Origin of the sequence: Bacillus sp. cl95 (genome assembly GCF_900115925.1) — a bacterium.
Lineage (GTDB): Bacteria > Bacillota > Bacilli > Bacillales > Cytobacillaceae > Neobacillus_A.
The window spans coordinates 1-26,027 of record NZ_FOYF01000011.1; the positions used below are offsets into that span (position 1 = coordinate 1).

The 26,027-nt window shown below is 41.8% G+C and carries 35 protein-coding genes; all 35 read right to left on the minus strand.

Annotated features, from left to right (window positions below; all coding sequences use genetic code 11):
• Positions 1-162: 162 nt before the first annotated feature.
• Entirely contained in the window at positions 163-552 is a 390-nt protein-coding gene (gene rpsK, locus BMZ31_RS18970) for a 30S ribosomal protein S11 (protein ID WP_090833490.1), read from the minus strand.
• Positions 553-576: 24 nt separating this feature from the next.
• Positions 577-942, minus strand: coding sequence for a 30S ribosomal protein S13 (gene rpsM / locus BMZ31_RS18975; protein ID WP_090833491.1), 366 nt, complete (start codon positions 940-942; stop codon positions 577-579).
• A gap of 23 nt (positions 943-965) precedes the next feature.
• Positions 966-1,079 (minus strand): 50S ribosomal protein L36, encoded by a 114-nt coding sequence (gene rpmJ, locus BMZ31_RS18980; RefSeq protein WP_000868344.1) that lies wholly within the window; start codon positions 1,077-1,079, stop codon positions 966-968.
• Between the two features lie 36 nt (positions 1,080-1,115).
• Positions 1,116-1,334, minus strand: coding sequence for a translation initiation factor IF-1 (infA, locus tag BMZ31_RS18985; protein ID WP_034676129.1), 219 nt, complete (start codon positions 1,332-1,334; stop codon positions 1,116-1,118).
• A 316-nt stretch (positions 1,335-1,650) separates the two neighbouring features.
• A complete protein-coding gene (gene map, locus BMZ31_RS18990) occupies positions 1,651-2,397 on the minus strand; it encodes a type I methionyl aminopeptidase (RefSeq protein WP_090833492.1) in 747 nt (248 codons plus the stop codon).
• On the minus strand, positions 2,397-3,047 hold the full coding sequence (locus BMZ31_RS18995) for an adenylate kinase (protein ID WP_090833493.1): 651 nt from the start codon (positions 3,045-3,047) through the stop codon (positions 2,397-2,399). Before BMZ31_RS18995 ends, map begins: the two co-directional genes overlap by 1 nt.
• A gap of 59 nt (positions 3,048-3,106) precedes the next feature.
• Positions 3,107-4,402, minus strand: coding sequence for a preprotein translocase subunit SecY (gene secY, locus BMZ31_RS19000; RefSeq protein ID WP_090833494.1), 1,296 nt, complete (start codon positions 4,400-4,402; stop codon positions 3,107-3,109).
• Positions 4,402-4,842: a 50S ribosomal protein L15 gene (gene rplO, locus BMZ31_RS19005; protein WP_090833495.1), complete on the minus strand. Its 441-nt coding sequence runs from the start codon at positions 4,840-4,842 to the stop codon at positions 4,402-4,404. Before rplO ends, secY begins: the two co-directional genes overlap by 1 nt.
• A 32-nt stretch (positions 4,843-4,874) precedes the next feature.
• Entirely contained in the window at positions 4,875-5,054 is a 180-nt protein-coding gene (gene rpmD, locus BMZ31_RS19010; RefSeq protein ID WP_090833496.1) for a 50S ribosomal protein L30, read from the minus strand.
• Between the two features lie 12 nt (positions 5,055-5,066).
• Positions 5,067-5,567 carry a 30S ribosomal protein S5 gene (gene rpsE, locus BMZ31_RS19015; RefSeq protein ID WP_090833497.1) on the minus strand — a complete coding sequence of 167 codons (501 nt, stop codon included), beginning with the start codon at positions 5,565-5,567 and terminating at the stop codon, positions 5,067-5,069.
• Between the two features lie 21 nt (positions 5,568-5,588).
• Entirely contained in the window at positions 5,589-5,951 is a 363-nt protein-coding gene (gene rplR, locus BMZ31_RS19020; protein WP_090833498.1) for a 50S ribosomal protein L18, read from the minus strand.
• Positions 5,952-5,983: 32 nt separating this feature from the next.
• Positions 5,984-6,520: a 50S ribosomal protein L6 gene (gene rplF, locus BMZ31_RS19025; RefSeq protein WP_090833499.1), complete on the minus strand. Its 537-nt coding sequence runs from the start codon at positions 6,518-6,520 to the stop codon at positions 5,984-5,986.
• Positions 6,521-6,551: 31 nt separating this feature from the next.
• Complete coding sequence (gene rpsH / locus BMZ31_RS19030; protein ID WP_090833500.1) at positions 6,552-6,950, minus strand: 30S ribosomal protein S8; 399 nt, start codon at positions 6,948-6,950, stop codon at positions 6,552-6,554.
• A gap of 29 nt (positions 6,951-6,979) precedes the next feature.
• Positions 6,980-7,165: a type Z 30S ribosomal protein S14 gene (locus BMZ31_RS19035; protein WP_090833501.1), complete on the minus strand. Its 186-nt coding sequence runs from the start codon at positions 7,163-7,165 to the stop codon at positions 6,980-6,982.
• A 25-nt stretch (positions 7,166-7,190) separates the two neighbouring features.
• Positions 7,191-7,730: a 50S ribosomal protein L5 gene (gene rplE, locus BMZ31_RS19040; RefSeq protein ID WP_090833502.1), complete on the minus strand. Its 540-nt coding sequence runs from the start codon at positions 7,728-7,730 to the stop codon at positions 7,191-7,193.
• A 26-nt stretch (positions 7,731-7,756) separates the two neighbouring features.
• A complete protein-coding gene (gene rplX, locus BMZ31_RS19045) occupies positions 7,757-8,068 on the minus strand; it encodes a 50S ribosomal protein L24 (protein WP_090833503.1) in 312 nt (103 codons plus the stop codon).
• A gap of 35 nt (positions 8,069-8,103) precedes the next feature.
• On the minus strand, positions 8,104-8,472 hold the full coding sequence (gene rplN / locus BMZ31_RS19050; RefSeq protein WP_090833504.1) for a 50S ribosomal protein L14: 369 nt from the start codon (positions 8,470-8,472) through the stop codon (positions 8,104-8,106).
• Between the two features lie 40 nt (positions 8,473-8,512).
• Positions 8,513-8,776, minus strand: coding sequence for a 30S ribosomal protein S17 (gene rpsQ, locus BMZ31_RS19055; protein WP_090833505.1), 264 nt, complete (start codon positions 8,774-8,776; stop codon positions 8,513-8,515).
• Positions 8,777-8,795: 19 nt separating this feature from the next.
• On the minus strand, positions 8,796-8,999 hold the full coding sequence (rpmC, locus tag BMZ31_RS19060; protein WP_090833506.1) for a 50S ribosomal protein L29: 204 nt from the start codon (positions 8,997-8,999) through the stop codon (positions 8,796-8,798).
• The gene (gene rplP / locus BMZ31_RS19065; RefSeq protein ID WP_090833507.1) at positions 8,989-9,423 is read right to left on the minus strand and encodes a 50S ribosomal protein L16; all 435 of its coding nucleotides are present in this window, start codon (positions 9,421-9,423) and stop codon (positions 8,989-8,991) included. The genes rpmC and rplP overlap by 11 nt, the downstream gene beginning before the upstream one ends.
• Positions 9,424-9,425: 2 nt before the next feature.
• Positions 9,426-10,082 carry a 30S ribosomal protein S3 gene (gene rpsC, locus BMZ31_RS19070; RefSeq protein ID WP_090833508.1) on the minus strand — a complete coding sequence of 219 codons (657 nt, stop codon included), beginning with the start codon at positions 10,080-10,082 and terminating at the stop codon, positions 9,426-9,428.
• Positions 10,083-10,085: 3 nt separating this feature from the next.
• Positions 10,086-10,427, minus strand: a complete 342-nt coding sequence (gene rplV, locus BMZ31_RS19075) for a 50S ribosomal protein L22 (protein WP_090833509.1) — start codon at positions 10,425-10,427, stop codon at positions 10,086-10,088.
• Positions 10,428-10,445: 18 nt separating this feature from the next.
• Positions 10,446-10,724, minus strand: coding sequence for a 30S ribosomal protein S19 (gene rpsS, locus BMZ31_RS19080; protein ID WP_090833510.1), 279 nt, complete (start codon positions 10,722-10,724; stop codon positions 10,446-10,448).
• Between the two features lie 60 nt (positions 10,725-10,784).
• A complete protein-coding gene (gene rplB, locus BMZ31_RS19085; RefSeq protein WP_090833511.1) occupies positions 10,785-11,615 on the minus strand; it encodes a 50S ribosomal protein L2 in 831 nt (276 codons plus the stop codon).
• 29 nt (positions 11,616-11,644) lie between these two features.
• Complete coding sequence (gene rplW, locus BMZ31_RS19090) at positions 11,645-11,932, minus strand: 50S ribosomal protein L23 (RefSeq protein ID WP_175478183.1); 288 nt, start codon at positions 11,930-11,932, stop codon at positions 11,645-11,647.
• Complete coding sequence (rplD, locus tag BMZ31_RS19095; RefSeq protein WP_090833513.1) at positions 11,929-12,552, minus strand: 50S ribosomal protein L4; 624 nt, start codon at positions 12,550-12,552, stop codon at positions 11,929-11,931. The genes rplW and rplD overlap by 4 nt, the downstream gene beginning before the upstream one ends.
• 27 nt (positions 12,553-12,579) lie before the next feature.
• A complete protein-coding gene (gene rplC / locus BMZ31_RS19100; protein WP_090833514.1) occupies positions 12,580-13,206 on the minus strand; it encodes a 50S ribosomal protein L3 in 627 nt (208 codons plus the stop codon).
• Between the two features lie 35 nt (positions 13,207-13,241).
• Positions 13,242-13,550 carry a 30S ribosomal protein S10 gene (gene rpsJ, locus BMZ31_RS19105; RefSeq protein WP_090833515.1) on the minus strand — a complete coding sequence of 103 codons (309 nt, stop codon included), beginning with the start codon at positions 13,548-13,550 and terminating at the stop codon, positions 13,242-13,244.
• A 370-nt stretch (positions 13,551-13,920) separates the two neighbouring features.
• Entirely contained in the window at positions 13,921-15,108 is a 1,188-nt protein-coding gene (tuf, locus tag BMZ31_RS19110; RefSeq protein WP_090833516.1) for an elongation factor Tu, read from the minus strand.
• 127 nt (positions 15,109-15,235) lie between these two features.
• Entirely contained in the window at positions 15,236-17,314 is a 2,079-nt protein-coding gene (fusA, locus tag BMZ31_RS19115) for an elongation factor G (protein WP_090833517.1), read from the minus strand.
• A 48-nt stretch (positions 17,315-17,362) separates the two neighbouring features.
• A complete protein-coding gene (gene rpsG / locus BMZ31_RS19120; RefSeq protein ID WP_090833518.1) occupies positions 17,363-17,833 on the minus strand; it encodes a 30S ribosomal protein S7 in 471 nt (156 codons plus the stop codon).
• A gap of 39 nt (positions 17,834-17,872) precedes the next feature.
• Positions 17,873-18,295: a 30S ribosomal protein S12 gene (gene rpsL, locus BMZ31_RS19125; protein ID WP_026565517.1), complete on the minus strand. Its 423-nt coding sequence runs from the start codon at positions 18,293-18,295 to the stop codon at positions 17,873-17,875.
• Between the two features lie 104 nt (positions 18,296-18,399).
• Positions 18,400-18,648 (minus strand): 50S ribosomal protein L7ae-like protein, encoded by a 249-nt coding sequence (locus BMZ31_RS19130; RefSeq protein WP_090833519.1) that lies wholly within the window; start codon positions 18,646-18,648, stop codon positions 18,400-18,402.
• A 138-nt stretch (positions 18,649-18,786) separates the two neighbouring features.
• Positions 18,787-22,386: a DNA-directed RNA polymerase subunit beta' gene (rpoC, locus tag BMZ31_RS19135; protein ID WP_090833520.1), complete on the minus strand. Its 3,600-nt coding sequence runs from the start codon at positions 22,384-22,386 to the stop codon at positions 18,787-18,789.
• Between the two features lie 42 nt (positions 22,387-22,428).
• Entirely contained in the window at positions 22,429-25,989 is a 3,561-nt protein-coding gene (gene rpoB, locus BMZ31_RS19140) for a DNA-directed RNA polymerase subunit beta (protein WP_090833521.1), read from the minus strand.
• Positions 25,990-26,027: the final 38 nt, after the last annotated feature.

The following is a 26,027-nucleotide window of genomic DNA, read 5'->3' on the forward strand; positions in this document are numbered from 1 at the left end:
CTTCAAAACGTCGAAATCTCGGACTAATGTAACATTAACCGAAATTCCCCCATGTATACGTTCCCGTTTTGTGCACAACAACTGGAATAATTGATCCTGTACAACTAAAAAATTAGTATCATATCCCATTATAGACAGGGATACAAATTCTATACAGAAAAATTAAACACGGCGGCGTTTTGGTGGGCGGCATCCATTATGTGGAACCGGTGTAACGTCTTTGATAGCAGTAACTTCAAGACCTGCTGCTTGTAGAGCACGAATTGCTGCTTCACGGCCAGCTCCTGGTCCTTTAACAGTTACTTCTAAAGTTTTCAAACCATGTTCCATAGAAGTTTTTGCTGCAGATTCAGCAGCCATTTGAGCTGCGAACGGAGTTGATTTACGTGAACCTTTAAATCCAAGCGCACCAGCACTAGACCAAGAAATAGCGTTACCGTGTACATCAGTGATCGTCACGATTGTGTTGTTAAATGTTGAACGGATATGTGCAATACCAGCTTCTATATTCTTTTTCACACGCTTTTTACGTGTATTAGTTTTACGTGCCATTTAAAAGAGTACCTCCTTTACCGATTATTTCTTCTTGTTCGCTACAGTCTTACGAGGACCTTTGCGTGTACGAGCGTTGTTTTTCGTGTTTTGTCCGCGAACCGGTAAACCACGACGGTGACGAAGACCGCGGTAGCAGCCAATCTCCATTAAACGCTTGATGTTTAGGGAAATTTCACGACGAAGGTCACCTTCAACTTTTAATTTGTCGATGATTTCACGAATTTTATTTAACTCGTCTTCAGTTAAATCACGCACACGAGTATCTTCAGAAACTCCTGCTTCTGCAAGAACCTTTTGTGCAGTATTTTTACCGATACCATAAATGTAAGTTAAAGAGATTACTACACGTTTTTCACGTGGAATATCTACACCAGCAATACGTGCCATATTAAAGCGCACCTCCTTCAAGATTAACCTTGTTTTTGTTTATGTTTAGGGTTTTCACAAATAACCATAACTTTTCCGCGTCTACGGATAACTTTACACTTTTCGCAGATCGGTTTGACTGATGGTCTTACTTTCATTATCCTAACCTCCTTGATAGTACGGAGTGAATGTGACTATTTAAAGCGGTACGTAATTCTTCCGCGAGTTAAGTCATATGGAGAGAGCTCAACAGTTACTTTATCTCCAGGAAGAATACGAATGAAGTGCATTCGGATTTTACCTGAAACGTGAGCAAGCACAGTATGACCGTTTTCTAATTCTACCTTAAACATGGCGTTCGGCAAAGTTTCTAGTACTTTACCTTCGATTTCAATTACATCATCTTTTGCCATCTACTTGTCTCCCTTCTCTTTATCAGATAGGTTTGATTCATCATTTGTAAGTGCATAACGGTCATCCCGTTATTGACGCATCCTTTTAGTGAATACTGCACTGAACTTAATGGGATATATAATCAAAAAGTTAGAGATGTATAAATTTTAATCCTTAGATCTACACAAAAATGAGCATTTCCATGGGATTACAAAACCATTCATCAACCAACCTTACTATTATAGCATATTGATCACTATCGTGCCCGCTTTTTTTCTAGAAACTATATGTTTCCATTGCGGAACTGGAACAAATCATATGTGGTGAGCACTTCGATTAAGCTTTTGTAAAAATTTCAAAGCCTGTCTCAGTAATCGCAATCGTATGTTCAAAATGAGCACACATCTTGCCATCCACCGTAACGACTGTCCAATCATCTGCCAGTGTTTTAACATACCGGCTTCCTGCATTCACCATCGGTTCAATAGCAAGCACCATTCCAGGCTTGAGACGTGGACCTCTGTTTGGGGGACCATAGTGAGGAATTTGAGGATCCTCATGTAAGTCTTGCCCTATTCCGTGTCCGACATACTCGCGTACAACAGAGAAACCATTAGCTTCTACATAAGTTTGAATCGCATGTGAGATGTTCGATAGCCGTTCACCTGGTTTAGCTTCTTCAAGGCCTTTAAATAGTGATTGTTCCGTTACATCTAAAAGACGCTGCGTTTCCTCATCTATTTTACCAACGGGATACGTCCAGGCAGAATCACCGTGGTAGCCATTATATTCGGCTCCAATATCAATGCTGATAATATCGCCCTCAACCAATACTCGGTTCCCTGGGATTCCATGAACAAGTTCATTATTCACAGAAGCACAGATACTGCCAGTAAAACCATTGTACCCTTTAAAAGAAGGAATTGCCTTATGGCTTCGGATGACATCCTCAGCTATTTTATCAAGTTCCTTAGTCGTAATACCTGGAGCAATGTGTTTTTTTAACTCCTGGTGGGTAAGAGCAACTATACGGCCGGCCTCACGCATGATATCAAGTTCGCGTGGAGTTTTACAAATGATCATTAAAGTAAGCCTCCAAGTAACTTTTCAATATCAACAAAAACCTTACCGATTTCTTGTTGACCATCAATGTTACGTAATGAACCGTTCGTTTCATAGAAGTTCAATAATGGTTTAGATTGTTTAATGTTTACGTCTAAGCGGTTTTTAACTGTGTCTTCATTATCATCTGCTCTTTGGTACAATTCTCCGCCACAACGGTCACAAGTACCTTCGTTAGTTGGAGGATTGAAGATTAAATGATATGTCGCACCACAGTTTTTACAAATACGTCTGCCAGTTAGGCGCCCCATCAAGATATCCTGGTCTACGTCAATGTTGATAACGTAATCGATTTTCTTACCTAAATCGCTCAGCATATTTTCCAAAGCTTCTGCTTGTGGCACTGTTCTTGGGAAACCATCAAGTAGAAAACCTTTCTTGCAGTCGTCTTTACTTAAACGCTCACGGACAATTCCGATCGTTACTTCATCAGGAACTAGGTCACCTTTGTCCATGAAAGATTTAGCTTTTAAACCAAGTTCCGTTCCTTCTGACATAGCTGCACGGAACATATCTCCGGTTGAGATATGAGGGATGCCGTATTTATCGACGATTTTCTCGGCTTGCGTACCTTTACCGGCACCCGGAAGGCCCATTAATACTAAATTCACACGTGTTCCCCCTCAGTCTCTAATTGGCATTAAGGGAACAAAATGTCCCCTTAAACCAGTTATTTAATGAAACCTTTGTAGTGACGTTTCACTAACTGTGCTTCAAGTTGCTTCATAGTATCAAGTGCTACACCTACAACGATCAATAAGCTCGTTCCGCCAATTTGAGCAGAGGCAGGAAGGTTTGCAAACTTGATGAATACAACTGGAAGTACAGCAATCGCGGCTAAGAATAAAGAGCCTACAAAAGTTAAGCGGTATAACACGCGTGTCAAGTATTCCTGAGTGCTTTTTCCGGGACGGATTCCAGGAATGTAACCGCCCTGTTTTTTCAAGTTCTCTGAAACTTGTTCAGGATTAACTTGGATAAAAGCATAGAAATAGCTGAAAGCAATGATTAATGCGCTGTATAATACCATTCCAATCGGATGGGTATAATCAAAGACTCTTTGGATCCATAGCGTAACGTCGTTTTGAGTAAAAAACGATGCTATCGTTTTTGGAGTAATGATAAATGATACTGCGAAAATAACTGGAATTACACCAGCTGCATTTACTTTTAAAGGTAAGTGTGTTGATTGTCCACCCGTAGAATTACGACCAGCAACAACTTTTTTCGCATATTGAATCGGAATCTTACGTAGAGCTTGTTGAATAAAGATTACTGCCACAACTATAGCTACTACAGCTAATAAGATTAGAAGAACAGTGATGATACGAAGGAACAATTGTTCACCTGCATCTTCAAACTGTTGAGCATAAATTTGGTTAATAGTTGTAGGGATACCCGCAACGATACCAGCAAAGATGATGATGGAAATACCATTTCCAACACCTTTTGCAGTAATTTGCTCACCTAACCACATTAGGAATGCAGTACCACCAGTTAAAACAGTAGCTATTAACAAGTACGCAGGAATTCCGGCATTTTCAATGAGTTGGCCACCGGCAATACCATTAAAGCCGTATGACATGCCGAATGCCTGGATAAATCCAAGCACAATAGTAAAGTAGCGTGTAAACTGAGCAAGTTTACGGCGTCCTGCATCTCCTTGCTTAGACCATTCCGTAAATTTAGGCACGACATCCATCTGCAAAAGCTGAATGATGATCGATGCTGTGATATACGGCATGATACCCATCGCAAAAATAGAGAAGTTCTTTAGGGCGCCACCGCCAAATGTATTCAGCACTCCGAAAACACTTAGTTGATCTTGTGCTTGTAAAACTTCAGCATTTACACCAGGTACAGGAATAAATGTACCTAGGCGAAATACGATTAACATAAGTAGGGTGAAAACGATCTTTTGTCTAATTTCACCCACGCGCATAAAATTGGAGATAGTCTGGAACATTAGATCACCTCTATGCTTCCGCCAACAGCTTCGATAGCTTCTTTGGCAGCAGAGGAGAATTTGTTAGCTTTAATAGTAAGCTTTTTCTCAATCTTACCTTTTGCAAGAATTTTGATTCCTGCTCTCTCGTTGCTAACAACGCCTGATTCGATAAGAAGTTCTGGAGTAACTTCTGTACCTTCTTCAAAGCGGTTTAAAGCATCAAGATTTACGATAGCGTAATCTTTACGGTTAATGTTTGTGAATCCACGCTTAGGCAAACGACGGAATAAAGGAGTTTGACCACCCTCGAATCCTAGGCGAACACCGCCACCGGAACGAGCGTTTTGACCTTTGTGACCTTTACCGGCAGTTTTTCCGTTTCCGGAACCAATACCACGGCCTTTGCGTTTACGTTCTTGACGAGAACCTTCTGCAGGCTTTAACTCATGAAGTTTCATATGGGCACCTCCTTATGAAAGAGAAGAATCGATTATTGTTCTTTAACCGTTACCAGGTGAGCAACTTTGGTGATCATACCACGAATAGCAGCATTATCTTGTTGGACAACTGTTTGGTTAACTTTGCGTAATCCTAAAGCTTCAACTGTTTTGCGTTGGTCTTGTGGACGACCAATCACACTTTTAGTGAGGGTAACTTCTAATTTCGCCATTGTTTTCCCTCCTTATCCTAACAGTTCTTCTACTGATTTACCGCGTAGTTTCGCTACGTCTTCAGCACGTTTTAATTGTTTTAAACCGTCGATCGTTGCGCGAACCATGTTGATTGGTGTGTTTGTACCTAAAGATTTAGACAGGATGTCGGCAACACCAGCTAATTCAAGTACAGCACGAACTGGTCCACCAGCGATTACTCCTGTACCTTCAGAAGCAGGCTTTAGAAGGATTTCACCAGCACCGAAACGTCCGATAACTAAGTGAGGTACAGTTGTACCTACCATAGGTACTTCGATTAGGTTTTTCTTCGCATCTTCGATAGCTTTACGGATAGCATCTGGAACTTCTTGTGCTTTTCCAGTACCGAAACCGACATGACCGTTTTTGTCACCAACTACTACTAGAGCAGTGAAACGAAAACGACGTCCGCCTTTAACAACTTTAGCTACACGGTTAACGGTAACTACGCGTTCTTCAAGTTCAAGTTTGTTTGGATCAATACGACGCATCTTATGTGTCCCTCCTGTCTATTAAAATTCTAAGCCGTTTTCACGAGCAGCATCAGCTAATGCTTGGATACGGCCATGATATAGGTATCCTCCACGGTCAAAAACGACTGCTGATACACCTTTTTCTACCGCACTCTTAGCAATTAGTTCTCCGACCTTTTTAGCTGCTTCAACGTTGCCGGTAGAATCAAGACCGAAATCTTTATCTAATGTAGAAGCACTCGCTAGAGTTACTCCATTAACATCATCAATTAATTGAGCATAAATGTGTTTGCTGGAACGGAACACATTTAAACGAGGACGAGCTGCAGTACCGCTAAGTTTCGCACGAACACGAGCATGTCTCTTTTTGCGAGTAGCGTTTTTATCAAGCTTCGTAATCATTTATGTCACTCCTTTCGTTTACTTATGCGGCATTACTTACCTGTTTTACCTTCTTTACGACGAACAAATTCGCCTTCGTAACGAATCCCTTTGCCTTTGTACGGCTCTGGAGGACGGACTTGGCGGATGTTAGCAGCTAGTGCTCCAACGCGCTCCTTATCAGTACCTTTTACGATAATTTTCGTGTTAGCAGGCACTTCAATTTCCAATCCTTGTTCAGGTTCGATTTCAACAGGGTGAGAGTATCCAACGTTTAATACAAGCTTGCTACCTTGCTTTTGAGCACGGTAACCAACCCCGATTAATTCAAGAGTTCTTTCGTAACCCTTAGATACACCTTCAACCATGTTTGCAAGTACAGCACGAGTAGTACCGTGAAGTGCGCGGTGTTCCTTAATATCAGAAGGACGTGTAATAGTGATTACATTCTCTTCGATCTTGATCTCCATATCAGGGCTAAAAGAACGAGTAAGTTCGCCTTTTGCTCCTTTTACAGTAACAGTATTATTATCAAGAGTTACAGTAACTCCTGCTGGGATTTCAATAGGTTTTTTACCTACACGAGACATTTAGTGCACCTCCATTCTTTCAAAAACTCGATTACCAAACGTATGCTAGTACTTCTCCACCGACTTGTTTAGCGCGAGCTTCCTTGTCAGTTAAAACACCTTGTGAAGTTGATACTAGTGCAATACCTAAACCATTAAGTACGCGTGGAACCTCAGTAGACTTAGCGTATACACGAAGACCAGGCTTACTAATTCTTTTTAGACCAGTGATAACACGTTCGTTATTTGCACCGTATTTTAAGAAGATACGGATGATACCTTGCTTGTTGTCTTCGATTAATTCAACGTCGCGCACGAAACCTTCACGCTTAAGGATATCAGCGATCTCTTTCTTCATGTTGGAAGCAGGTACTTCCAACTTTTCGTGACGAACCATGTTCGCATTTCGAATGCGGGTAAGCATATCCGCAATAGGATCTGTCATGACCATTATTTTTACCTCCTTCCCAAAATTGGGGTTTACCAGCTAGCTTTTTTCACACCAGGAATTTGTCCTTTGTATGCTAATTCACGGAAACAAATACGGCAAAGCTTAAATTTACGGTATACAGAGTGCGGACGTCCGCAGCGCTCGCAGCGTGTGTACGCTTGGACCGGATGTTTAGGCGTGCGTTTTTGTTTTAAAATCATTGACTTTTTAGCCACGTTTTCGCCTCCCTCTATTTAGCGATTACTTTTGGAATGGCATTCCGAATTGAGTTAATAATTCACGAGCCTCTTCATCAGTGTTAGCAGTCGTTACAATAACGATATCCATACCACGAACCTTGCTTACTTTATCGTAATCAATTTCAGGGAAGATTAACTGTTCTTTAACACCTAATGTGTAGTTACCACGGCCGTCAAAAGACTTTTTAGATACACCGCGGAAATCACGTACACGTGGAAGTGATACAGAGATCAATTTATCTAAGAATTCGTACATGCGCTCGCCACGTAGAGTAACTTTAGCACCGATTGGCATACCTTCACGTAGACGGAAGCCAGCGATAGAGTTCTTCGCACGAGTTACAACCGGCTTTTGACCAGAAAGGATTTGTAATTCCTCTACTGCATTGTCAAGAGCTTTTGCATTTGATACAGCGTCACCTACACCCATGTTGATAACGATCTTATCAAGTTGTGGGACCTGCATAACTGATTTATAGTTGAACTTGCTCATAAGAGCAGGAGTAGTTTCTTTAAGAAATTTTTCTTTTAGGCGGTTCATTTATTGTACCTCCCTTCTTTATTTGACTATTTATCTAGAAATTCACCGGATTTTTTCGCAACGCGGACCTTCTTACCATCAACCGTTGTAGAACCTACACGAGTAGGATTACCAGTCTTTGGATCGATAGGCATAACGTTTGATACATGAATAGGTGCCTCTTGGCTGTTAATGCCACCTTGTGGATTCGCTTGAGAAGGCTTAGAGTGCTTCTTTACGATGTTAACACCTTCCACTAGGACACGGCTTTGTTTAGGAAAAGCAGACAGGATCACACCTGTTTTACCTTTATCCTTACCAGAGATGACCATAACTTTATCACCTTTTTTTACATGCATCTGTACGCACCTCCTTAAAGGCAATTGAATTTAAATTAAAGTACTTCTGGAGCTAATGATACAATTTTCATAAAGTTGTTTTCGCGAAGTTCGCGGGCAACTGGTCCAAAGATACGTGTTCCACGTGGGCTCTTATCATCCTTGATAATTACACATGCGTTTTCATCGAAACGAATGTAAGATCCATCAGTACGACGTGCACCAGTCTTTGTACGAACGATAACTGCTTTAACAACGTCACCTTTTTTAACAACGCCACCTGGTGTTGCTTGTTTCACTGTACAAACGATAATATCACCGATATTAGCAGTCTTGCGGCCTGAACCACCAAGAACTTTGATTGTAAGTACTTCACGAGCACCAGAGTTGTCAGCAACTTTTAAACGTGATTCTTGTTGAATCATGTGTGTAACCTCCCTTCGGAATACAGCTTAATCCGAACAATTAAATGATAACTGCTTTTTCTACAACTTCAACTAAACGGAAGCGTTTTGTGGCAGATAGTGGGCGAGTTTCCATGATGCGTACGATATCGCCAGTTTTTGCTTCGTTTTGCTCATCATGAGCCTTAAACTTTTTAGAATACTTAACGCGTTTACCATAAAGGGAATGCTTTTTGTATGTTTCAACCATGACAGTAACGGTTTTATCCATTTTGTCAGAAACAACGCGCCCAGTGTAAACTTTACGTTGGTTACGTTCACTCATTGGGAGAACCTCCTCTCAATTATCCTTTGTTGACGCCGATTTCTCTTTCACGAATCACAGTTTTCATGCGAGCAATCGCTTTGCGTACTTCACGAATGCGAGCCGTGTTTTCAAGTTGTCCAGTCGCCAATTGAAAGCGAAGGTTGAAAAGCTCTTCTTTTAAGGATTTAACTTTTTGTTCTATTTCAGCAGTGGTAAGGTCACGAAGTTCATTAGCTTTCATTTGATTCACCACCAATTTCTTCTCGTTTTACAAACTTACATTTAATAGGAAGTTTGTGCATTGCAAGACGTAATGCTTCGCGAGCAACCTCTTCAGATACACCTGCGATTTCAAACATTACTTTTCCTGGCTTAACAACAGCTACCCAGCCCTCAGGAGCACCTTTACCGGAACCCATTCGAACCTCTAGAGGCTTAGCTGTATAAGGCTTATGTGGGAAAATTTTAATCCAAACTTTACCGCCACGTTTCATGTAACGAGTCATAGCAATACGAGCAGATTCGATTTGTCGGTTAGTGATCCATGAAGCTTCAGTAGCTTGCAAACCGAATTCACCGAAGTTTACTTCAGTTCCGCCTTTTGCTTGACCGCGCATTTTACCACGGTGTTGACGGCGATATTTAACGCGTTTAGGCAATAACATAATTAGTTGCCTCCTTCCTCAGTTTTCTTCTTTGTAGGAAGGACTTCTCCACGATAGATCCATACTTTTACGCCAAGTTTACCATAAGTAGTATCAGCTTCAGCTGTAGCGTAATCGATATCTGCACGAAGTGTATGAAGTGGAACTGTTCCTTCGCTGTAGCTTTCAGAACGAGCGATGTCTGCTCCGCCTAGACGGCCAGATACCATTGTTTTAATACCTTTAGCACCAGAACGCATTGCACGTTGGATAACTTGCTTTTGCGCACGACGGAAAGATACACGATTTTCTAATTGACGAGCGATATTTTCTGCTACTAATTTCGCATCCATATCAGCACGTTTGATTTCAAGGATGTTGATGTGTACACGCTTGCCAGTAAGTTGGTTTAAAGCTTTGCGAAGAGCTTCAACTTCTGTACCGCCTTTACCGATAACCATACCTGGCTTTGCAGTGTGAATAGTTACGTTAACGCGGTTAGCAGCGCGCTCGATTTCTACCTTAGAAACAGAAGCATCTTTTAAACGCTTTGCGATGTACTCGCGCACTCTAAGGTCTTCATGTAAAAGATCAGCGTAGTCTTTACCTGCGTACCATTTTGACTCCCAATCACGAATGATTCCGATACGCAAACCGACTGGATTTACTTTTTGACCCACAGATTACCCCTCCTTCTTCTCTGATAATACGATAGTAATATGGCTAGTACGCTTGTTGATTGCACTTGCACGACCCATTGCACGAGGACGGAAACGCTTGAGCGTTGGACCTTCATCAACGAATGCTTGTGCTACAACCAAGCTATTAATATCCATTTCATAATTGTGTTCAGCATTTGCGATAGCAGATTTTAAAACTTTTTCCACGATTGGTGAAGATGCTTTAGGAGTTAAGTTTAAAATTGCGATTGCTTCACCGACTTGCTTACCTCGAATTAAATCTACGACTAAACGAGCTTTACGAGGAGCAATACGAACTGTTCTTGCAACAGCTTTAGCTTGCATCAGGATGCCCTCCTCTCATTAACGTCTTGTTTTCTTATCGTCATTACCGTGACCTTTGTAAGCACGTGTTGGAGCGAATTCTCCAAGCTTGTGGCCTACCATGTCTTCAGTAACATATACAGGCACATGTTTACGACCATCATATACTGCAACAGTGTGGCCGATAAATTGTGGGAAGATCGTAGAACGGCGAGACCAAGTCTTAACAACTTGCTTCGCTTCAGTTTCATTTAACTTTTCGATCTTTGTGATTAAATGCTCATCAACAAAAGGTCCTTTTTTTAAGCTGCGACCCATGGTTGAACCTCCCTTCGTGACTGTTCTACGGTTCGGCTTTGGAACCGTAGTTCAATCCCGTTATTTTTTACGACGACGTACGATAAACTTATCTGATTTGTTCTTTTTCTTACGAGTCTTGAATCCAAGAGTTGGTTTACCCCATGGAGACATTGGTGACTTACGTCCGATTGGTGAACGTCCTTCACCACCACCGTGTGGATGGTCGTTAGGGTTCATTACAGATCCACGAACTGTTGGGCGCTTGCCTAACCAACGTGAACGACCTGCTTTACCAATGTTAATCAATTCGTGTTGTTCATTACCTACTTGACCGATAGAAGCACGGCAAGCTGAAAGGATCATGCGAACCTCACCAGATGTTAAACGAACAAGAACGTATTTACCTTCTTTACCAAGAACTTGTGCAGATGTACCTGCAGAACGAACCAATTGTCCGCCTTTTCCTGGTTTTAATTCGATGTTGTGGATTACAGTACCCACTGGAATGTTGATTAATGGTAGAGAGTTACCTACCTTAATATCTGCAGTTGGTCCAGACATTACTTCCATTCCAACTTCTAAGTTTTTAGGAGCAAGGATGTAACGCTTTTCTCCATCAACATAGTTAATCAATGCGATGTTCGCAGAACGGTTTGGATCGTACTCGATAGTAGCAACTCGTCCTGGAATGCCATCTTTATTACGCTTAAAGTCAATCAAACGATATTGGCGCTTATGGCCTCCACCTTGATGACGAACAGTTAACTTACCTTGGTTATTACGGCCGCCTTTTCTCTTTAAAGGAGCAAGTAAGGACTTTTCAGGTGTGCTAGTTGTGATTTCAGCGAAATCAGAGCTAGTCATACCACGACGACCATTGGAGGTAGGTTTGTACTTTTTAATCGCCATTCTTTTTCCCTCCTCTTCTTGTTAAAATATTATGCTTCGAAAAATTCGATTTCTTTGCTGTCAGTAGTTAATTTAACAATCGCCTTACGACGTTTGTTTGTGAATCCGCCGAATTTACCCATGCGTTTGAACTTACCTTTGTAGTTCATGATGTTAACTTTCTCAACGTCTACGCCGAAGATTTCTTCGATAGCGTGTTTAACTTGAGTTTTGTTAGCTCTCACATCTACGTCAAACGTATATTTCTTTTCAGCCATTAAATCAGAAGAACGTTCAGTAATAACGGGGCGCTTAATGATATCGCGAGCATCCATTATACAAGCACCTCCTCTACTTTTTCAACTGCTGCTTTCGTCATGATCAACTTGTCATGATTTAAAACATCTAACACATTGATTCCGTCAGCTGTAACTACTGTTACACCAGGAATGTTACGAGCAGATAATGCTACGTTTTCTTCTAGGTCAGCTGTAACGATCAATGCTTTCTTCTCAACAGAAAGACCTTTCAAGAGGTTCTTGAAGTCCTTTGTTTTTGGTGCTTCGAAAGCAAGGCTTTCCAATACTAAAATGTTCTCTTCCAATACTTTAGAAGAAAGAGCAGATTTGATTGCTAAGCGACGTACTTTCTTTGGCAATTTGTAGCTATAGCTGCGTGGAACCGGACCGAAGACCGTACCACCGCCACGCCATTGTGGAGAGCGGATAGAACCTTGACGAGCGCGGCCTGTGCCTTTTTGCTTCCAAGGCTTACGTCCACCACCGGCTACTTCAGAGCGAATTTTTGTTTTATGAGTTCCTTGACGTAATGAAGCGCGTTGCATCACAACAGCTTCAAATAGTACATGCTCATTAGGTGCAATACCGAATACAGATGCACTAAGTTCGATTTCTCCAACTTGAGCTCCGCTTTGGTTAAATAATGCTACTTTAGGCATTCCATTTCCTCCTTTCTTGTGAAGTTATTATGCTTTAACCGCACTTTTAACTTTGATTAATGCTTTTCTTGGTCCAGGTACGTTACCTTTAACTAAAAGTAGGTTGCGTTCAACGTCAACTTTTACGATTTCAAGGTTTTGTACAGTTACTTGTTCTCCACCCATACGTCCAGCCAATTTCTTGCCTTTGAATACGCGGTTAGGAGCAACAGGTCCCATAGAACCAGGACGACGGTGATAACGAGAACCGTGAGCCATTGGGCCTCTTGATTGTCCGTGGCGTTTAATAACACCTTGGAAACCTTTACCCTTTGAGATTCCTGTAACATCAATTACATCGCCTGCAGCGAAAATATCAACTTTGACTTCTTGACCAACTTCATACCCAGCTAAATCTATTCCGCGGAATTCGCGAACGAAGCGCTTAGGAGTAGTACTTGCTTTTGCAACGTGGCCTTTTTCTGGTTTGTTTGAAACCTTTTCACGCTTATCTTCAAAACCTAATTGAACCGCTTCGTAACCATCGATTTCAATTGTTTTCTTTTGAAGAACTACGTTTGCAGCTGCTTCAATTACAGTAACCGGAATAAGGTTTCCGTTCTCAGCGAATACTTGAGTCATTCCAATCTTTCTTCCTAAGATTCCTTTGGTCATATCAGTCACACCTCCTGTTATATATATAATATCTATTAAAGTTTAATTTCAATGTCAACGCCTGATGGTAAGTCTAAACGCATTAAAGCATCAACTGTTTGTGGCGTTGGGTTGATGATATCGATTAGACGCTTATGAGTACGCATCTCGAATTGTTCACGAGAATCTTTGTACTTATGAACCGCACGTAGGATTGTGTAAATTGACTTCTCCGTTGGAAGTGGAATCGGTCCAGATACAGCAGCACCAGAACGTTTTGCAGTTTCAACAATCTTTTCAGCAGACTGATCAAGAATTCTGTGATCATATGCTTTTAAACGGATACGAATCTTTTGTTTTGCCATTATTTTCCCTCCTTTTCGCCTATTTTCATGAATAGACATTCTCCGTGAAAATTTCCCACACACTCGCCATGGCAAAGCGGCCGGGTGTGTCAGCAACCTTTCACTTCATCGCAGTCAAAGACCAACATTGTCTATTATACAAAAAACATAAATGAAACGCAAGTGTATTACGTTTTTTTCTTTTATGTCTTGCACACTTTTACTATTATAACGACTATACCAATTAATTTCAAGTACATATTTGAAACGCGAAAAATTACAACAATTCATTCAGATTATAATTCTATTTATATAGAAGAAACTCGTCATAATTTTAAAAGAACAATAAAAAAAGCAGATGGAAGATCCATCTGCTTTTGAAAGTCATAGACTATTCAGTAATAGTTGCAACTACGCCAGCGCCTACAGTACGTCCACCCTCACGGATAGAGAACTTAGTACCTTCTTCGATTGCAACTGGAGCGATAAGCTCAACAGTCATTTCGATGTTGTCACCAGGCATAACCATTTCTACGCCTTCTGGAAGGTTACAGATACCTGTAATGTCAGAAGTACGGAAATAGAATTGTGGACGGTAGTTAGTGAAGAATGGAGTATGACGTCCACCTTCTTCTTTAGAAAGAACATAAACTTCCGCTTTGAACTTTGTGTGTGGAGTGATTGATTTTGGCTTAGCCAAAACTTGTCCACGCTCGATCTCTTCACGAGATACACCACGAAGTAGAGCACCGATGTTGTCTCCAGCTTCTGCATAGTCAAGAAGTTTACGGAACATTTCTACACCTGTTACAGTAGTAGATTTAGGCTCTTCAGTGAAACCAACGATTTCAACTACGTCACCAACTTTAACTACTCCACGCTCAACGCGTCCAGTAGCAACAGTTCCACGACCAGTGATTGAGAAAACGTCCTCAACTGGCATCATGAATGGCTTTTCAGTGTCACGAGCTGGAGTTGGGATGTACTCATCAACAGCGTTCATAAGTTCCATAACTTTCTCTTCCCAAGCAGCGTCGCCTTCTAGAGCTTTAAGAGCAGAACCTTTGATAACTGGAGTGTCATCACCAGGGAACTCATATTCAGAAAGAAGGTCACGGATTTCCATTTCTACTAATTCAAGTAGTTCTTCGTCGTCTACCATGTCACACTTGTTCATGAATACAACAAGGTGAGGTACACCAACCTGACGAGAAAGAAGGATGTGCTCACGAGTTTGTGGCATTGGGCCGTCAGTTGCAGATACAACTAGGATACCGCCGTCCATTTGTGCTGCACCAGTGATCATGTTCTTAACATAGTCAGCATGTCCTGGGCAGTCAACGTGTGCATAGTGACGAGTAGCAGTTTCGTACTCAACGTGTGCAGTTGAGATTGTGATTCCACGCTCGCGCTCTTCTGGAGCAGCGTCGATTTGGTCATATCCTTTAGCTTCTGCTCCACCAGCTTTTGCAAGAACAGTAGTGATTGCAGCAGTTAAAGTAGTTTTACCATGGTCAACGTGACCAATTGTTCCGATGTTAACGTGTGGCTTTGAACGATCGAATTTAGCTTTTGCCATTTGGAAAATCCTCCTTTGAATTGTAAAAGTTAAGTATTATCATATAGAACTGTGAAATCAGTGCACTGATTTCACAGCTTCCATAGGTTACATAAGTAGTTATACTTTATTAAAGGTTGAAAATCAATTATTCACCTTTATTTTTTTTGATAATTTCTTCAGATACTGACTTTGGAACCTCTTCGTAGTGATCGAAGTGCATTGAGAATACGCCACGACCTTGTGTGCTTGAACGTAATGCAGTTGCATAACCGAACATTTCAGAAAGTGGAACCATAGAACGTACAACTTGTGCGTTTCCACGTGCTTCCATTCCTTCTACACGTCCACGACGAGCAGTCAACATACCCATGATATCACCCATGTACTCTTCAGGGATGACAACTTCAACGCGCATCATCGGCTCAAGGATTACTGGGCTACATTTTGAAGCAGCATTCTTAAGTGCCATAGATGCAGCAATTTTGAACGCCATTTCACTAGAGTCAACATCATGGTAAGAACCATCGAATAAGCGAGCTTTGATGTCTACTAACGGATAACCAGCAAGAACACCTCTGTCTAGAGAATCTTCAAGACCAGCTTGTACTGCAGGGATGTATTCACGTGGAACTACACCACCAACAATTCCGTTAACGAATTCGAAGCCTTTTCCTTCTTCATTTGGAGAGAACTCGATCCAAACGTGACCGTATTGTCCACGTCCACCTGATTGACGAGCAAATTTACCCTCAACCTGAGCAGAACTACGGAACGTTTCACGGTATGCAACCTGAGGTGCACCAACGTTTGCTTCAACTTTGAATTCGCGACGCATACGGTCGACGATGATATCTAAGTGAAGTTCACCCATACCCGCGATGATAACTTGTCCAGTTTCCTGGTCAGTGTGAGCGCGGAATGTAGGATCTTCCTCTTGAAGTTTTTGTAGAGCAGTAGTCATTTTATCTTGGTCAGCTTTTGATTTAGGCTCAACAGATAATTGGATTACTGGCTCTGGGAATTGCATAGACTCTAAGATAACAAGGTTTTTCTCATCACATAGAGTGTCACCTGTTGTTGTATCTTTCAAACCAACAGCAGCAGCGATATCTCCAGCGTAAACTTGAGAAATCTCTTGACGGCTGTTTGCGTGCATTTGAAGGATACGTCCAACACGCTCACGCTTTCCTTTTGTAGAGTTCTGTACATATGAACCTGAGCTCAATGTACCTGAATATACACGGAAGAATGTAAGCTTACCAACATAAGGGTCAGTCATAACTTTAAATGCAAGAGCTGAGAATGGCTCTTCATCGCTTGATTTACGCTCAACTTCTTCATCTGAATCCGGAAGTGTACCTTTGATTGCTGGTACATCTAATGGAGATGGAAGGAAGTCGATTACTGCATCAAGCATTAACTGAACACCTTTGTTTTTGAATGCAGAACCACAGATTACTGGGAAGAATTCAACGTTAACAGTTCCTTTACGGATAGCAGCCACTAATTCTTCATTAGTGATTTCTTCTCCGCCAAGGTATTTTTCCATTAACTCTTCATCTAACTCAGCTGCCGCTTCAACTAACTTTTCGCGGTATTCTTCTGCTTGTTCCATATATTCTGCAGGGATGTCACGAACTTCGATATCAGTACCTAAGTCGTTACCGTAGAAAGTCGCTTTCATCTCGATCAAATCAATAATGCCTTCGAACTGATCTTCAGCACCGATTGGTAGTTGGATCGGATGTGCGTTTGCTTGTAAACGGTCGTGAATCGTTTTTACAGAATATAAGAAGTCTGCACCGATTTTGTCCATTTTGTTTACGAATACTACACGTGGTACACCGTAAGTTGTTGCTTGACGCCAAACCGTTTCAGTTTGAGGTTCAACACCAGACTGTGCATCAAGTACAGCTACTGCACCATCAAGTACACGAAGTGAACGTTCAACTTCAACAGTGAAGTCTACGTGTCCTGGTGTATCGATGATGTTAACGCGGTGACCTTTCCATGAAGCAGTTGTAGCAGCGGAAGTGATTGTGATTCCGCGCTCTTGTTCCTGCTCCATCCAGTCCATTTGAGATGCACCTTCATGTGTTTCACCGATCTTGTGGATACGGCCAGTGTAATAAAGGACACGCTCAGTAGTTGTCGTTTTACCGGCATCAATGTGAGCCATGATACCGATATTACGAGTGTTGTCTAAGGAGAACTCTCTTGCCATTGGGTCTTTCTCCTTTCTAGTATCAAGGTTTTAGTTTTTAAAATGATTCTACCAACGGTAGTGAGCAAACGCTTTGTTTGCTTCAGCCATTTTGTGAGTATCTTCACGTTTCTTAACAGATGCACCAGCATTGTTAGCTGCATCCATGATTTCGTTAGCTAGACGCTCTTCCATCGTCTTTTCACCGCGTTTGCGTGCATAGCTAACTAACCAACGAAGACCTAAAGTTGTACGGCGGTCAGGACGCACCTCAACTGGTACTTGATAGTTAGAACCACCTACACGGCGTGCTTTAACTTCAAGAACAGGCATGATGTTCTTAAGCGCTGCATCAAACACTTCCATTGGCTCTTTGCCAGTACGCTCGCGAATAGTATCAAACGCTGCATACAGGATTGCTTGTGATTTACCTCTTTTGCCGTCTTCCATCATCTTGTTGATAAGACGAGAAACTAGCTTTGAGTTATATAACGGATCTGGTAATACGTCTCTTTTTGCTACAGGACCTTTACGTGGCATGTTTGTTCCTCCTTTCAATGAAGCTACTATTTAATAGAATTATTTTTTAGCTGCTTTCGGTCTCTTAGTACCGTATTTAGAACGACCTTGCATACGGTTGTTTACACCAGCCGTATCCAATGCTCCACGAACGATGTGGTAACGTACCCCTGGTAAGTCTTTTACACGTCCTCCACGGATAAGAACAACACTGTGCTCTTGAAGGTTGTGTCCAATACCAGGAATGTAAGCTGTCACCTCGATACCGTTTGTCAAACGTACACGAGCATATTTACGTAACGCTGAGTTCGGTTTCTTTGGTGTCATTGTACCTACACGAGTACAAACACCGCGTTTTTGTGGTGAAGATACGTTCGTTTGTGATTTTTTGAAGCTGTTATAACCTTTATTAAGCGCAGGTGATTTTGACTTTTCCTCTTTAGATTGACGAGGCTTGCGCACTAATTGATTAATAGTAGGCATTTTGAGTTTTCCTCCCTTCGTTTTTTGTAAGCCCACACATCCAGGTGGTTCATTTTTTTGCAAAAACAAAGTTCTTGCAGATTCTGTATCTACAAAAACAGTTTTTAACGGATTATTGCAACAACAGAAGCTCCAACTTCAATACCGCAAGTTTTCCCTAGTTTTTTCATAGAGTCGACATACAGTACAGGGATGTTGTTATTAAGCGCTGTTTGAATAGCTTTGGTTGTTAATCTAGGATCAGCATCCTCAGCTATGACAATCTCTATAACATTTCCAGCCTTTAGAGCCTTCTCTGTCTGCTTAGTTCCTATAATTAGGTTTTTAGCCTGCAATACTTTTTCATAAGACATAAATCATATCCTCCAAAGTATCAATAGGAGCACCTTTGCTATAGTAACATCCTAGAAAGATGATGTCAACTAATCATTCAACTTTTTTATAAAACGGCACTTGGTAAGTCTCCCCAACCAAGTGCCATAATTGTTTAATTAGTCGATTGTAACCATTTCATCAGTGGCTTCGCTTTTAAGAATTGGCTCTGCTTTACGGTATCTCTGCATACCTGTACCAGCTGGAACAAGTTTACCGATGATAACATTTTCTTTCAAGCCGAGTAATTCATCGCGCTTACCTTTGATGGCTGCATCTGTAAGAACTCTTGTCGTCTCCTGGAAGGAAGCTGCTGACAAGAATGAATCAGTTTCAAGAGATGCTTTTGTGATACCAAGTAGAACCGGACGACCTGTTGCAGGCAAGTTCCCTTTCATTAACGCTTTTTCATTCGCATCAGTGAATTGGTGGATATCAAGAAGCATACCAGGGAGTACATCTGTTTCACCAGCATCAATGACACGCACTTTACGAAGCATTTGACGGACCATTACCTCGATATGCTTATCACCGATCTCAACGCCCTGCATACGGTATACTTTTTGAACTTCTTTCAACAAGTATTCCTGAACTGCTGTAACATCTCTTACTTTTAATAGTTCCTTCGGATCGATTGAACCATCAGTAAGTTCTTGACCACGAGTAACTTGATCATTCACAGCCACTTTCAGACGAGCTGTATATGGAGCTGTGTAAGTTCTAGTTTCAAGTTCACCTTGAACCACGATTTCCTGCTGGCGATCCTTACCTTCATTGATACCGACAATGATGCCACCAAATTCAGTAATAACCGCTTGACCTTTAGGGTTACGTGCTTCAAAGATCTCCTGGATACGAGGTAAACCTTGAGTGATGTCATCTCCGGCAACCCCACCTGTATGGAATGTACGCATCGTTAACTGAGTTCCAGGTTCACCGATTGATTGTGCAGCAATGATTCCCACTGCCTCGCCAACTTCAACCTCTTGACCTGTAGCAAGGTTACGTCCGTAACACTTCTTACATACGCCGTGACGTGTATTACAAGTGAATGCTGAACGGATAACAACTTGTTCAATGTTTGCTTCAGTAATCTCAACAGCAAGATCTTCTGTAATCAATTCGTTTTCTTTTACGATGATCGCACCTGTTTCAGGATGCTTGATATTTCTTCTTGCATAACGTCCGATTAAACGCTCTTCAAGAGGTTCAATAACTTCAGTTCCCTCTTTTAATGAAGTGATAACAAGTCCACGGTCAGTTCCACAGTCGTTATCACGGATGATAACATCCTGTGCAACGTCTACAAGACGACGAGTCAGGTAACCTGAGTCAGCTGTCTTAAGTGCTGTATCGGCAAGACCTTTACGCGCACCGTGAGTAGAGATGAAGTATTCCAATACCGTTAGACCTTCACGGAAACTTGATTTGATCGGTAACTCGATAATACGTCCAGCCGGGTTGGCCATTAGTCCACGCATACCTGCTAACTGTGTAAAGTTAGATGCGTTACCACGGGCACCTGAATCAGACATCATGAAAATCGGGTTCGATTTATTCAAGGATTTCATCAATAGGCCTTGGATTGTATCCTTAGCAGCACTCCAGATAGAAATAACGCGATCATAGCGCTCTTCTTCGGTAATTAAACCGCGCCGGAATTGCTTTAATACATTATCTACCTTGATTTGAGCTTCTTTTAGGATTTCTTGTTTCTCAGGTAATACTACGATGTCAGATACACCAACAGTGATACCAGCTTTAGTTGAATGTTTGAACCCAAGGTCCTTCATGCGGTCAAGCATTTTAGATGTTTCAGTGATTTTGAAACGTTTAAATACTTCTGCGATGATGTTTCCTAGAATTTTTTTCTTAAATGGCTCGATAAGAGGCATTTCCTTAATTCTAGCCGTTACATCTTCGCCTTTTTCTACAAAATATTTAGCCGGCGTTTCGACTTCAAGATTGTACTTTGTAGGCTCATTGATGTAAGGGAATGTTTTCGGAAGTATTTCATTAAAAATAAGCTTACCAACTGTTGTGATTAACAACTTGTTGTTTTGCTCTTCCGTAAACGTTTCGTTTCCAAGAGAACCAGCATTTACAGCTACTCTTGTGTGCATGTGAACATATCCATTTTGATATGCAATCAATGCTTCGTTTGTATCTTTGAAGATCATACCTTCGCCTACAGCATTCTCTCTTTCCAAAGTAAGGTAGTAGTTACCTAAAACCATATCCTGGGAAGGAGTAACAACTGGTTTTCCATCCTTAGGGTTAAGGATGTTTTGAGCAGCTAGCATGAGCAATCTTGCTTCCGCCTGAGCTTCAGCAGAAAGCGGAACGTGAACCGCCATTTGGTCACCGTCAAAGTCAGCGTTGTATGCCGTACATACAAGTGGGTGAAGACGGATCGCACGACCTTCAACCAATGTTGGTTCGAATGCCTGGATACCAAGTCTGTGAAGAGTCGGTGCACGGTTAAGCAGTACCGGATGCTCTCTGATGACGTCTTCTAAGACATCCCATACTTCCGGTGAAACTCTCTCTATTTTACGTTTTGCAGATTTAATGTTATGAGCTAATCCTTTGCCAACAAGTTCTTTCATAACGAAAGGCTTGAATAGCTCAAGAGCCATTTCTTTTGGAAGTCCACATTGATACATCTTTAAGTTTGGTCCTACAACGATAACCGAACGTCCAGAGTAGTCAACACGTTTTCCTAGTAAGTTTTGACGGAAACGACCTTGTTTCCCTTTCAACATATGTGAAAGTGATTTTAACGGACGGTTTCCTGGACCTGTTACAGGACGGCCACGACGACCATTGTCAATCAAAGCGTCTACTGCTTCCTGAAGCATACGCTTTTCATTTTGAACGATGATACTTGGCGCACCAAGGTCTAATAATCGCTTTAAGCGATTATTACGGTTGATTACACGGCGGTATAAATCGTTCAAGTCAGAAGTAGCAAATCTTCCACCATCAAGTTGTACCATCGGACGAAGTTCCGGCGGGATAACAGGCAGTACATCAAGGATCATCCATGAAGGCTCATTACCAGAACCTCTGAATGCTTCAAGCACTTCAAGACGTTTAATCGCACGAGTACGACGTTGTCCTTGTGCCGTCTTTAATTCTTCTTTTAAAGCTTCAACGTCCTTGTTTAGATCGATATCTGAAAGCAACTTTTTAATTGCTTCAGCACCCATTGCAGCCTGAAACTTATTGCCGTACTTGTCTCGGTATGCACGGTATTCTTTTTCAGAAAGCAATTGTTTCTTTTCAAGTGCAGTATCGCCAGATTCCGTTACTACATATGAAGCGAAATAGATTACTTCTTCTAAAGCCCTTGGGGACATGTCAAGGACAAGTCCCATACGGCTTGGAATACCTTTGAAATACCATATGTGAGAAACAGGAGCAGCTAGCTCGATATGACCCATACGTTCACGACGAACTTTTGCACGAGTGACTTCTACTCCACATCGATCACAGACAACACCTTTGTAACGAACACGTTTATATTTACCGCAATGACATTCCCAGTCTTTTTGCGGACCAAAGATTCTTTCGCAGAACAAACCGTCTTTTTCCGGTTTTAACGTACGATAGTTGATTGTTTCTGGCTTTTTCACTTCTCCGAAAGACCAAGAACGAATCTTATCCGGTGAAGCAAGGCCGATCTTCATAAACTCAAAATTATTAACATCCAGCAAGGGGCCTACCTCCCTTTCGATCTCCAGGTTTTACCCTTATTGCTACTCTTTAGTGCCTACGATTTCAGACTCCAAATTTTGCGGTTCAGGAGCAATTGTTAAAGTATCTGATTGTTGCATGTCATCATCGTCTTCCGTATCACGCATCTCAATTTCCTGCTCATCGCCAGAAAGGATCTTAACATCCATACCTAAGCTTTGAAGTTCTTTGATTAATACTTTGAAAGATTCAGGAACACCAGGTTCTGGTACGTTTTCACCTTTTACGATTGCTTCGTACGTTTTCACACGGCCGACAACATCATCAGACTTGACAGTAAGAATTTCCTGTAGCGTATAGGCTGCTCCATAAGCTTCAAGCGCCCAAACTTCCATTTCACCGAAACGCTGACCACCAAATTGAGCTTTACCTCCAAGTGGTTGTTGCGTAACTAATGAGTATGGTCCAGTTGAACGAGCATGTAGTTTATCATCAACCATATGCGCAAGTTTAATCATATACATAACACCGACAGATACACGGTTATCAAACGGTTCACCTGAGCGTCCATCATATAAAACAGTCTTAGCGTCATTTGCCATTCCTGCTTCTGCAATTGTTCCCCAAACGTCTTCCTCACGCGCTCCATCGAATACAGGAGAAGCAACATGAATTCCAAGGTAACGAGCAGCCATACCTAAGTGAAGCTCAAGCACCTGTCCAATGTTCATACGTGAAGGTACACCTAGAGGGTTAAGCATGATGTCAACCGGTGTTCCATCTGGCAAGTAAGGCATGTCTTCTTCAGGTAAAATACGTGAGATTACACCCTTATTACCATGTCGTCCGGCCATTTTATCGCCTTCAGAGATTTTACGTTTTTGTACGATGTAAACACGAACAAGTTGGTTTACACCTGGTGGCAATTCATCGCCATCTTCACGGTTAAAGACTTTAACGTCAAGAACAATACCGCCGCCTCCGTGAGGAACACGAAGTGATGTATCACGAACTTCACGCGCTTTTTCACCGAAGATTGCATGTAATAGACGTTCTTCAGCAGTAAGCTCCGTAACACCCTTAGGCGTAACTTTACCTACAAGTAAATCACCGTCTTTTACTTCCGCACCTGTACGGATAATTCCACGCTCATCCAAGTTACGTAGAGCATCTTCACCCACGTTTGGAATATCACGCGTGATTTCTTCAGGTCCTAGTTTAGTATCACGGGACTCTGACTCATATTCTTCAATATGGATAGATGTATAAACATCATCTTTTACAAGGCGTTCACTCATGATGATGGCATCCTCATAGTTGTAGCCATCCCAAGTCATGAATGCAACAAGGACGTTACGTCCAAGAGCAAGTTCCCCTAATTCCATAGAAGGACCGTCAGCCAAAATTTCACCTTTTGTTACGTGATTTCCAACTGCAACAATCGGACGTTGGTTATAACAAGTTCCTTGGTTAGAACGGATGAACTTCTGCATTCTGTACTTATCAAGGTTTCCTTTAACTTGTTGACCGTCTACCTCAGTAATACGGCGAACCCACACTTCACGGGCTTCGACGTGTTCAACAATACCTTCGTGCTTACAGATTACTGCAGCACCAGAGTCTTTTCCTGAAACGTATTCCATACCAGTACCAACTCTTGGAGCCTCAGGCTGCATAAGTGGAACTGCTTGACGTTGCATGTTCGCTCCCATTAGGGCACGGTTGGAGTCATCGTTTTCCAAGAAAGGAATACAAGCTGTCGCAGCAGATACAACCTGTTTTGGTGAAACGTCCATGTAGTCAATACGTTCACGTGGTACAACAGTGTTTTCCCCACGGAAACGTGCAACAATATCATTATCCAAGAATGCTCCGTCTTCACCTAAACGCGCATTTGCCTGAGCAACAACGTATAGGTCTTCTTCATCGGCTGTTAGGTAGTCGATACGGCTCGTGACCTTTCCTGTTTCAGAATCAATTCTACGATAAGGTGTTTCAATGAAACCGAAACGATTTACCTTCGCAAATGATGAAAGGGAGTTGATCAAACCGATGTTCGGACCTTCCGGCGTTTCAATTGGACACATACGGCCATAGTGGGAATAGTGAACGTCACGTACTTCAAAGCCTGCGCGCTCACGCGTTAAACCACCAGGTCCTAATGCAGATAGACGACGTTTGTGCGTCAATTCTGCAAGTGGATTCGTTTGATCCATGAACTGAGAAAGCTGTGAGCTTCCGAAGAACTCTTTAATAGATGCAATAACAGGACGAATATTGATTAACTGTTGCGGTGTAATCGTTGCAGTATCCTGAATGGACATTCTTTCACGAACAACACGCTCCATACGAGATAAACCGATACGGAATTGGTTTTGCAACAATTCACCAACAGAACGAAGACGTCTGTTTCCTAAGTGATCGATATCGTCTGTATCACCAACACCATGCAATAAGTTAAAGAAATAACTGATAGATGCAATAATGTCGGCAGGAGTAATATTCTTAACTTGTTCAACAACATAAGCGTTGCCGATAACATTTATAACTTTTTCATTTTCATCATTAGGTGCATAGATTTTAATACCTTGAAGAAGGATTTCCTCTTCTACTACACCACCTGCTGGATGGAAGTTTCTGAAGTTAATATTCTTTTCAAGAGCTGGAATGATACGATCAAGGTTACGTCGATCAAGCACAGTTCCTTTTTCTGCGATGATTTCGCCTGTTTCTGGATCAGCAAGCGTTTCTGCAAGACGCTGACCGAACAAACGGTTTTTAATATGAAGCTTTTTGTTGATTTTATAACGACCAACATTCGCTAAGTCATAGCGTTTTGGATCAAAGAATCTTGAAACCAATAGACTCTTAGCGTTATCTACTGTTGGTGGCTCACCTGGACGTAGACGCTCATAAATTTCCAGAAGTGCTTTTTCCACACTTTCTGTGTTGTCTTTCTCAAGCGTGTTACGAATATATTCGTTGTCCCCAATCAAATCGATGATTTCTTGATCAGAGCCGAACCCTAGGGCACGCAAAAGAACCGTAACGGGCAGTTTCCGAGTACGATCGATTCTGACATATACGACATCCTTGGCATCTGTTTCATACTCAAGCCAAGCGCCGCGATTCGGGATAACTGTAGCTCCAAATCCCTTTTTGCCGTTTTTATCAACCTTACCGCTATAATATACGCTCGGAGAACGCACTAACTGAGATACGATAACACGTTCAGCACCATTTATTACAAAAGTGCCTGTTTCTGTCATAAGCGGGAAATCGCCCATAAATACATCCTGGTCTTTAACTTCACCAGTTTCTTTGTTCACAAGACGTACTTTTACTCGCAATGGAGCAGAATAAGTAACATCTCGCTCTTTCGTTTCTTCTACGGCATACTTTGGTTCGCCAAGGCTGTAATCAATAAATTCTAGAGATAGGTTACCAGTAAAGTCTTCAATCGGTGAAATATCTTGGAACATTTCACGCAATCCCTCATCAAGAAACCATTGATAAGAAGAGGTTTGGATTTCAATTAAATTTGGTAATTCTAAAACTTCACTGATTCGCGCGTAACTTCTTCGTTGGCGGTGTCGTCCATACTGAACTAGTTGACCTGTCAACTGATTCACCCCTCAAATCAAGCGTTATATTGGATCTC

What these genes read in the sequence shown, in the direction of transcription:
- secY (WP_090833494.1), bottom strand. Translation starts at nt 4,402, where the DNA reads ATGTTCCAGACTATCTCCAATTTTATGCGCGTGGGTGAAATTAGACAA.
- rpmC (WP_090833506.1), bottom strand. Translation starts at nt 8,999, where the DNA reads ATGAAAGCTAATGAACTTCGTGACCTTACCACTGCTGAAATAGAACAA.
- rpsJ (WP_090833515.1), bottom strand. Translation starts at nt 13,550, where the DNA reads ATGGCAAAACAAAAGATTCGTATCCGTTTAAAAGCATATGATCACAGA.
- rplX (WP_090833503.1), bottom strand. Translation starts at nt 8,068, where the DNA reads ATGCATGTAAAAAAAGGTGATAAAGTTATGGTCATCTCTGGTAAGGAT.
- rpsG (WP_090833518.1), bottom strand. Translation starts at nt 17,833, where the DNA reads ATGCCACGTAAAGGTCCTGTAGCAAAAAGAGACGTATTACCAGATCCG.
- rplE (WP_090833502.1), bottom strand. Translation starts at nt 7,730, where the DNA reads ATGAACCGCCTAAAAGAAAAATTTCTTAAAGAAACTACTCCTGCTCTT.
- rplP (WP_090833507.1), bottom strand. Translation starts at nt 9,423, where the DNA reads ATGTTATTGCCTAAACGCGTTAAATATCGCCGTCAACACCGTGGTAAA.
- map (WP_090833492.1), bottom strand. Translation starts at nt 2,397, where the DNA reads ATGATCATTTGTAAAACTCCACGCGAACTTGATATCATGCGTGAGGCC.
- rpsQ (WP_090833505.1), bottom strand. Translation starts at nt 8,776, where the DNA reads ATGAGTGAACGTAACCAACGTAAAGTTTACACTGGGCGCGTTGTTTCT.
- rplB (WP_090833511.1), bottom strand. Translation starts at nt 11,615, where the DNA reads ATGGCGATTAAAAAGTACAAACCTACCTCCAATGGTCGTCGTGGTATG.
- tuf (WP_090833516.1), bottom strand. Translation starts at nt 15,108, where the DNA reads ATGGCAAAAGCTAAATTCGATCGTTCAAAGCCACACGTTAACATCGGA.
- rplF (WP_090833499.1), bottom strand. Translation starts at nt 6,520, where the DNA reads ATGTCTCGTGTAGGTAAAAAACCTATTGAAATCCCAGCAGGAGTTACT.
- rplV (WP_090833509.1), bottom strand. Translation starts at nt 10,427, where the DNA reads ATGCAAGCTAAAGCTGTTGCAAGAACAGTTCGTATTGCTCCTCGTAAA.
- rplD (WP_090833513.1), bottom strand. Translation starts at nt 12,552, where the DNA reads ATGCCTAAAGTAGCATTATTTAACCAAAGCGGAGCTCAAGTTGGAGAA.
- rpmJ (WP_000868344.1), bottom strand. Translation starts at nt 1,079, where the DNA reads ATGAAAGTAAGACCATCAGTCAAACCGATCTGCGAAAAGTGTAAAGTT.
- rpsH (WP_090833500.1), bottom strand. Translation starts at nt 6,950, where the DNA reads ATGGTCATGACAGATCCTATTGCGGATATGCTTACCCGCATTCGAAAT.
- rpsM (WP_090833491.1), bottom strand. Translation starts at nt 942, where the DNA reads ATGGCACGTATTGCTGGTGTAGATATTCCACGTGAAAAACGTGTAGTA.
- BMZ31_RS19130 (WP_090833519.1), bottom strand. Translation starts at nt 18,648, where the DNA reads ATGTCTTATGAAAAAGTATTGCAGGCTAAAAACCTAATTATAGGAACT.
- rplC (WP_090833514.1), bottom strand. Translation starts at nt 13,206, where the DNA reads ATGACCAAAGGAATCTTAGGAAGAAAGATTGGAATGACTCAAGTATTC.
- rplR (WP_090833498.1), bottom strand. Translation starts at nt 5,951, where the DNA reads ATGATTACGAAGCTTGATAAAAACGCTACTCGCAAAAAGAGACATGCT.
- rpsK (WP_090833490.1), bottom strand. Translation starts at nt 552, where the DNA reads ATGGCACGTAAAACTAATACACGTAAAAAGCGTGTGAAAAAGAATATA.
- fusA (WP_090833517.1), bottom strand. Translation starts at nt 17,314, where the DNA reads ATGGCAAGAGAGTTCTCCTTAGACAACACTCGTAATATCGGTATCATG.
- rplN (WP_090833504.1), bottom strand. Translation starts at nt 8,472, where the DNA reads ATGATTCAACAAGAATCACGTTTAAAAGTTGCTGACAACTCTGGTGCT.
- rpsL (WP_026565517.1), bottom strand. Translation starts at nt 18,295, where the DNA reads ATGCCTACTATTAATCAATTAGTGCGCAAGCCTCGTCAATCTAAAGAG.
- rpmD (WP_090833496.1), bottom strand. Translation starts at nt 5,054, where the DNA reads ATGGCGAAATTAGAAGTTACCCTCACTAAAAGTGTGATTGGTCGTCCA.
- rpsS (WP_090833510.1), bottom strand. Translation starts at nt 10,724, where the DNA reads ATGGGTCGCAGCTTAAAAAAAGGACCTTTTGTTGATGAGCATTTAATC.
- rplO (WP_090833495.1), bottom strand. Translation starts at nt 4,842, where the DNA reads ATGAAACTTCATGAGTTAAAGCCTGCAGAAGGTTCTCGTCAAGAACGT.
- rpsE (WP_090833497.1), bottom strand. Translation starts at nt 5,567, where the DNA reads ATGCGTCGTATTGATCCAAACAAACTTGAACTTGAAGAACGCGTAGTT.
- infA (WP_034676129.1), bottom strand. Translation starts at nt 1,334, where the DNA reads ATGGCAAAAGATGATGTAATTGAAATCGAAGGTAAAGTACTAGAAACT.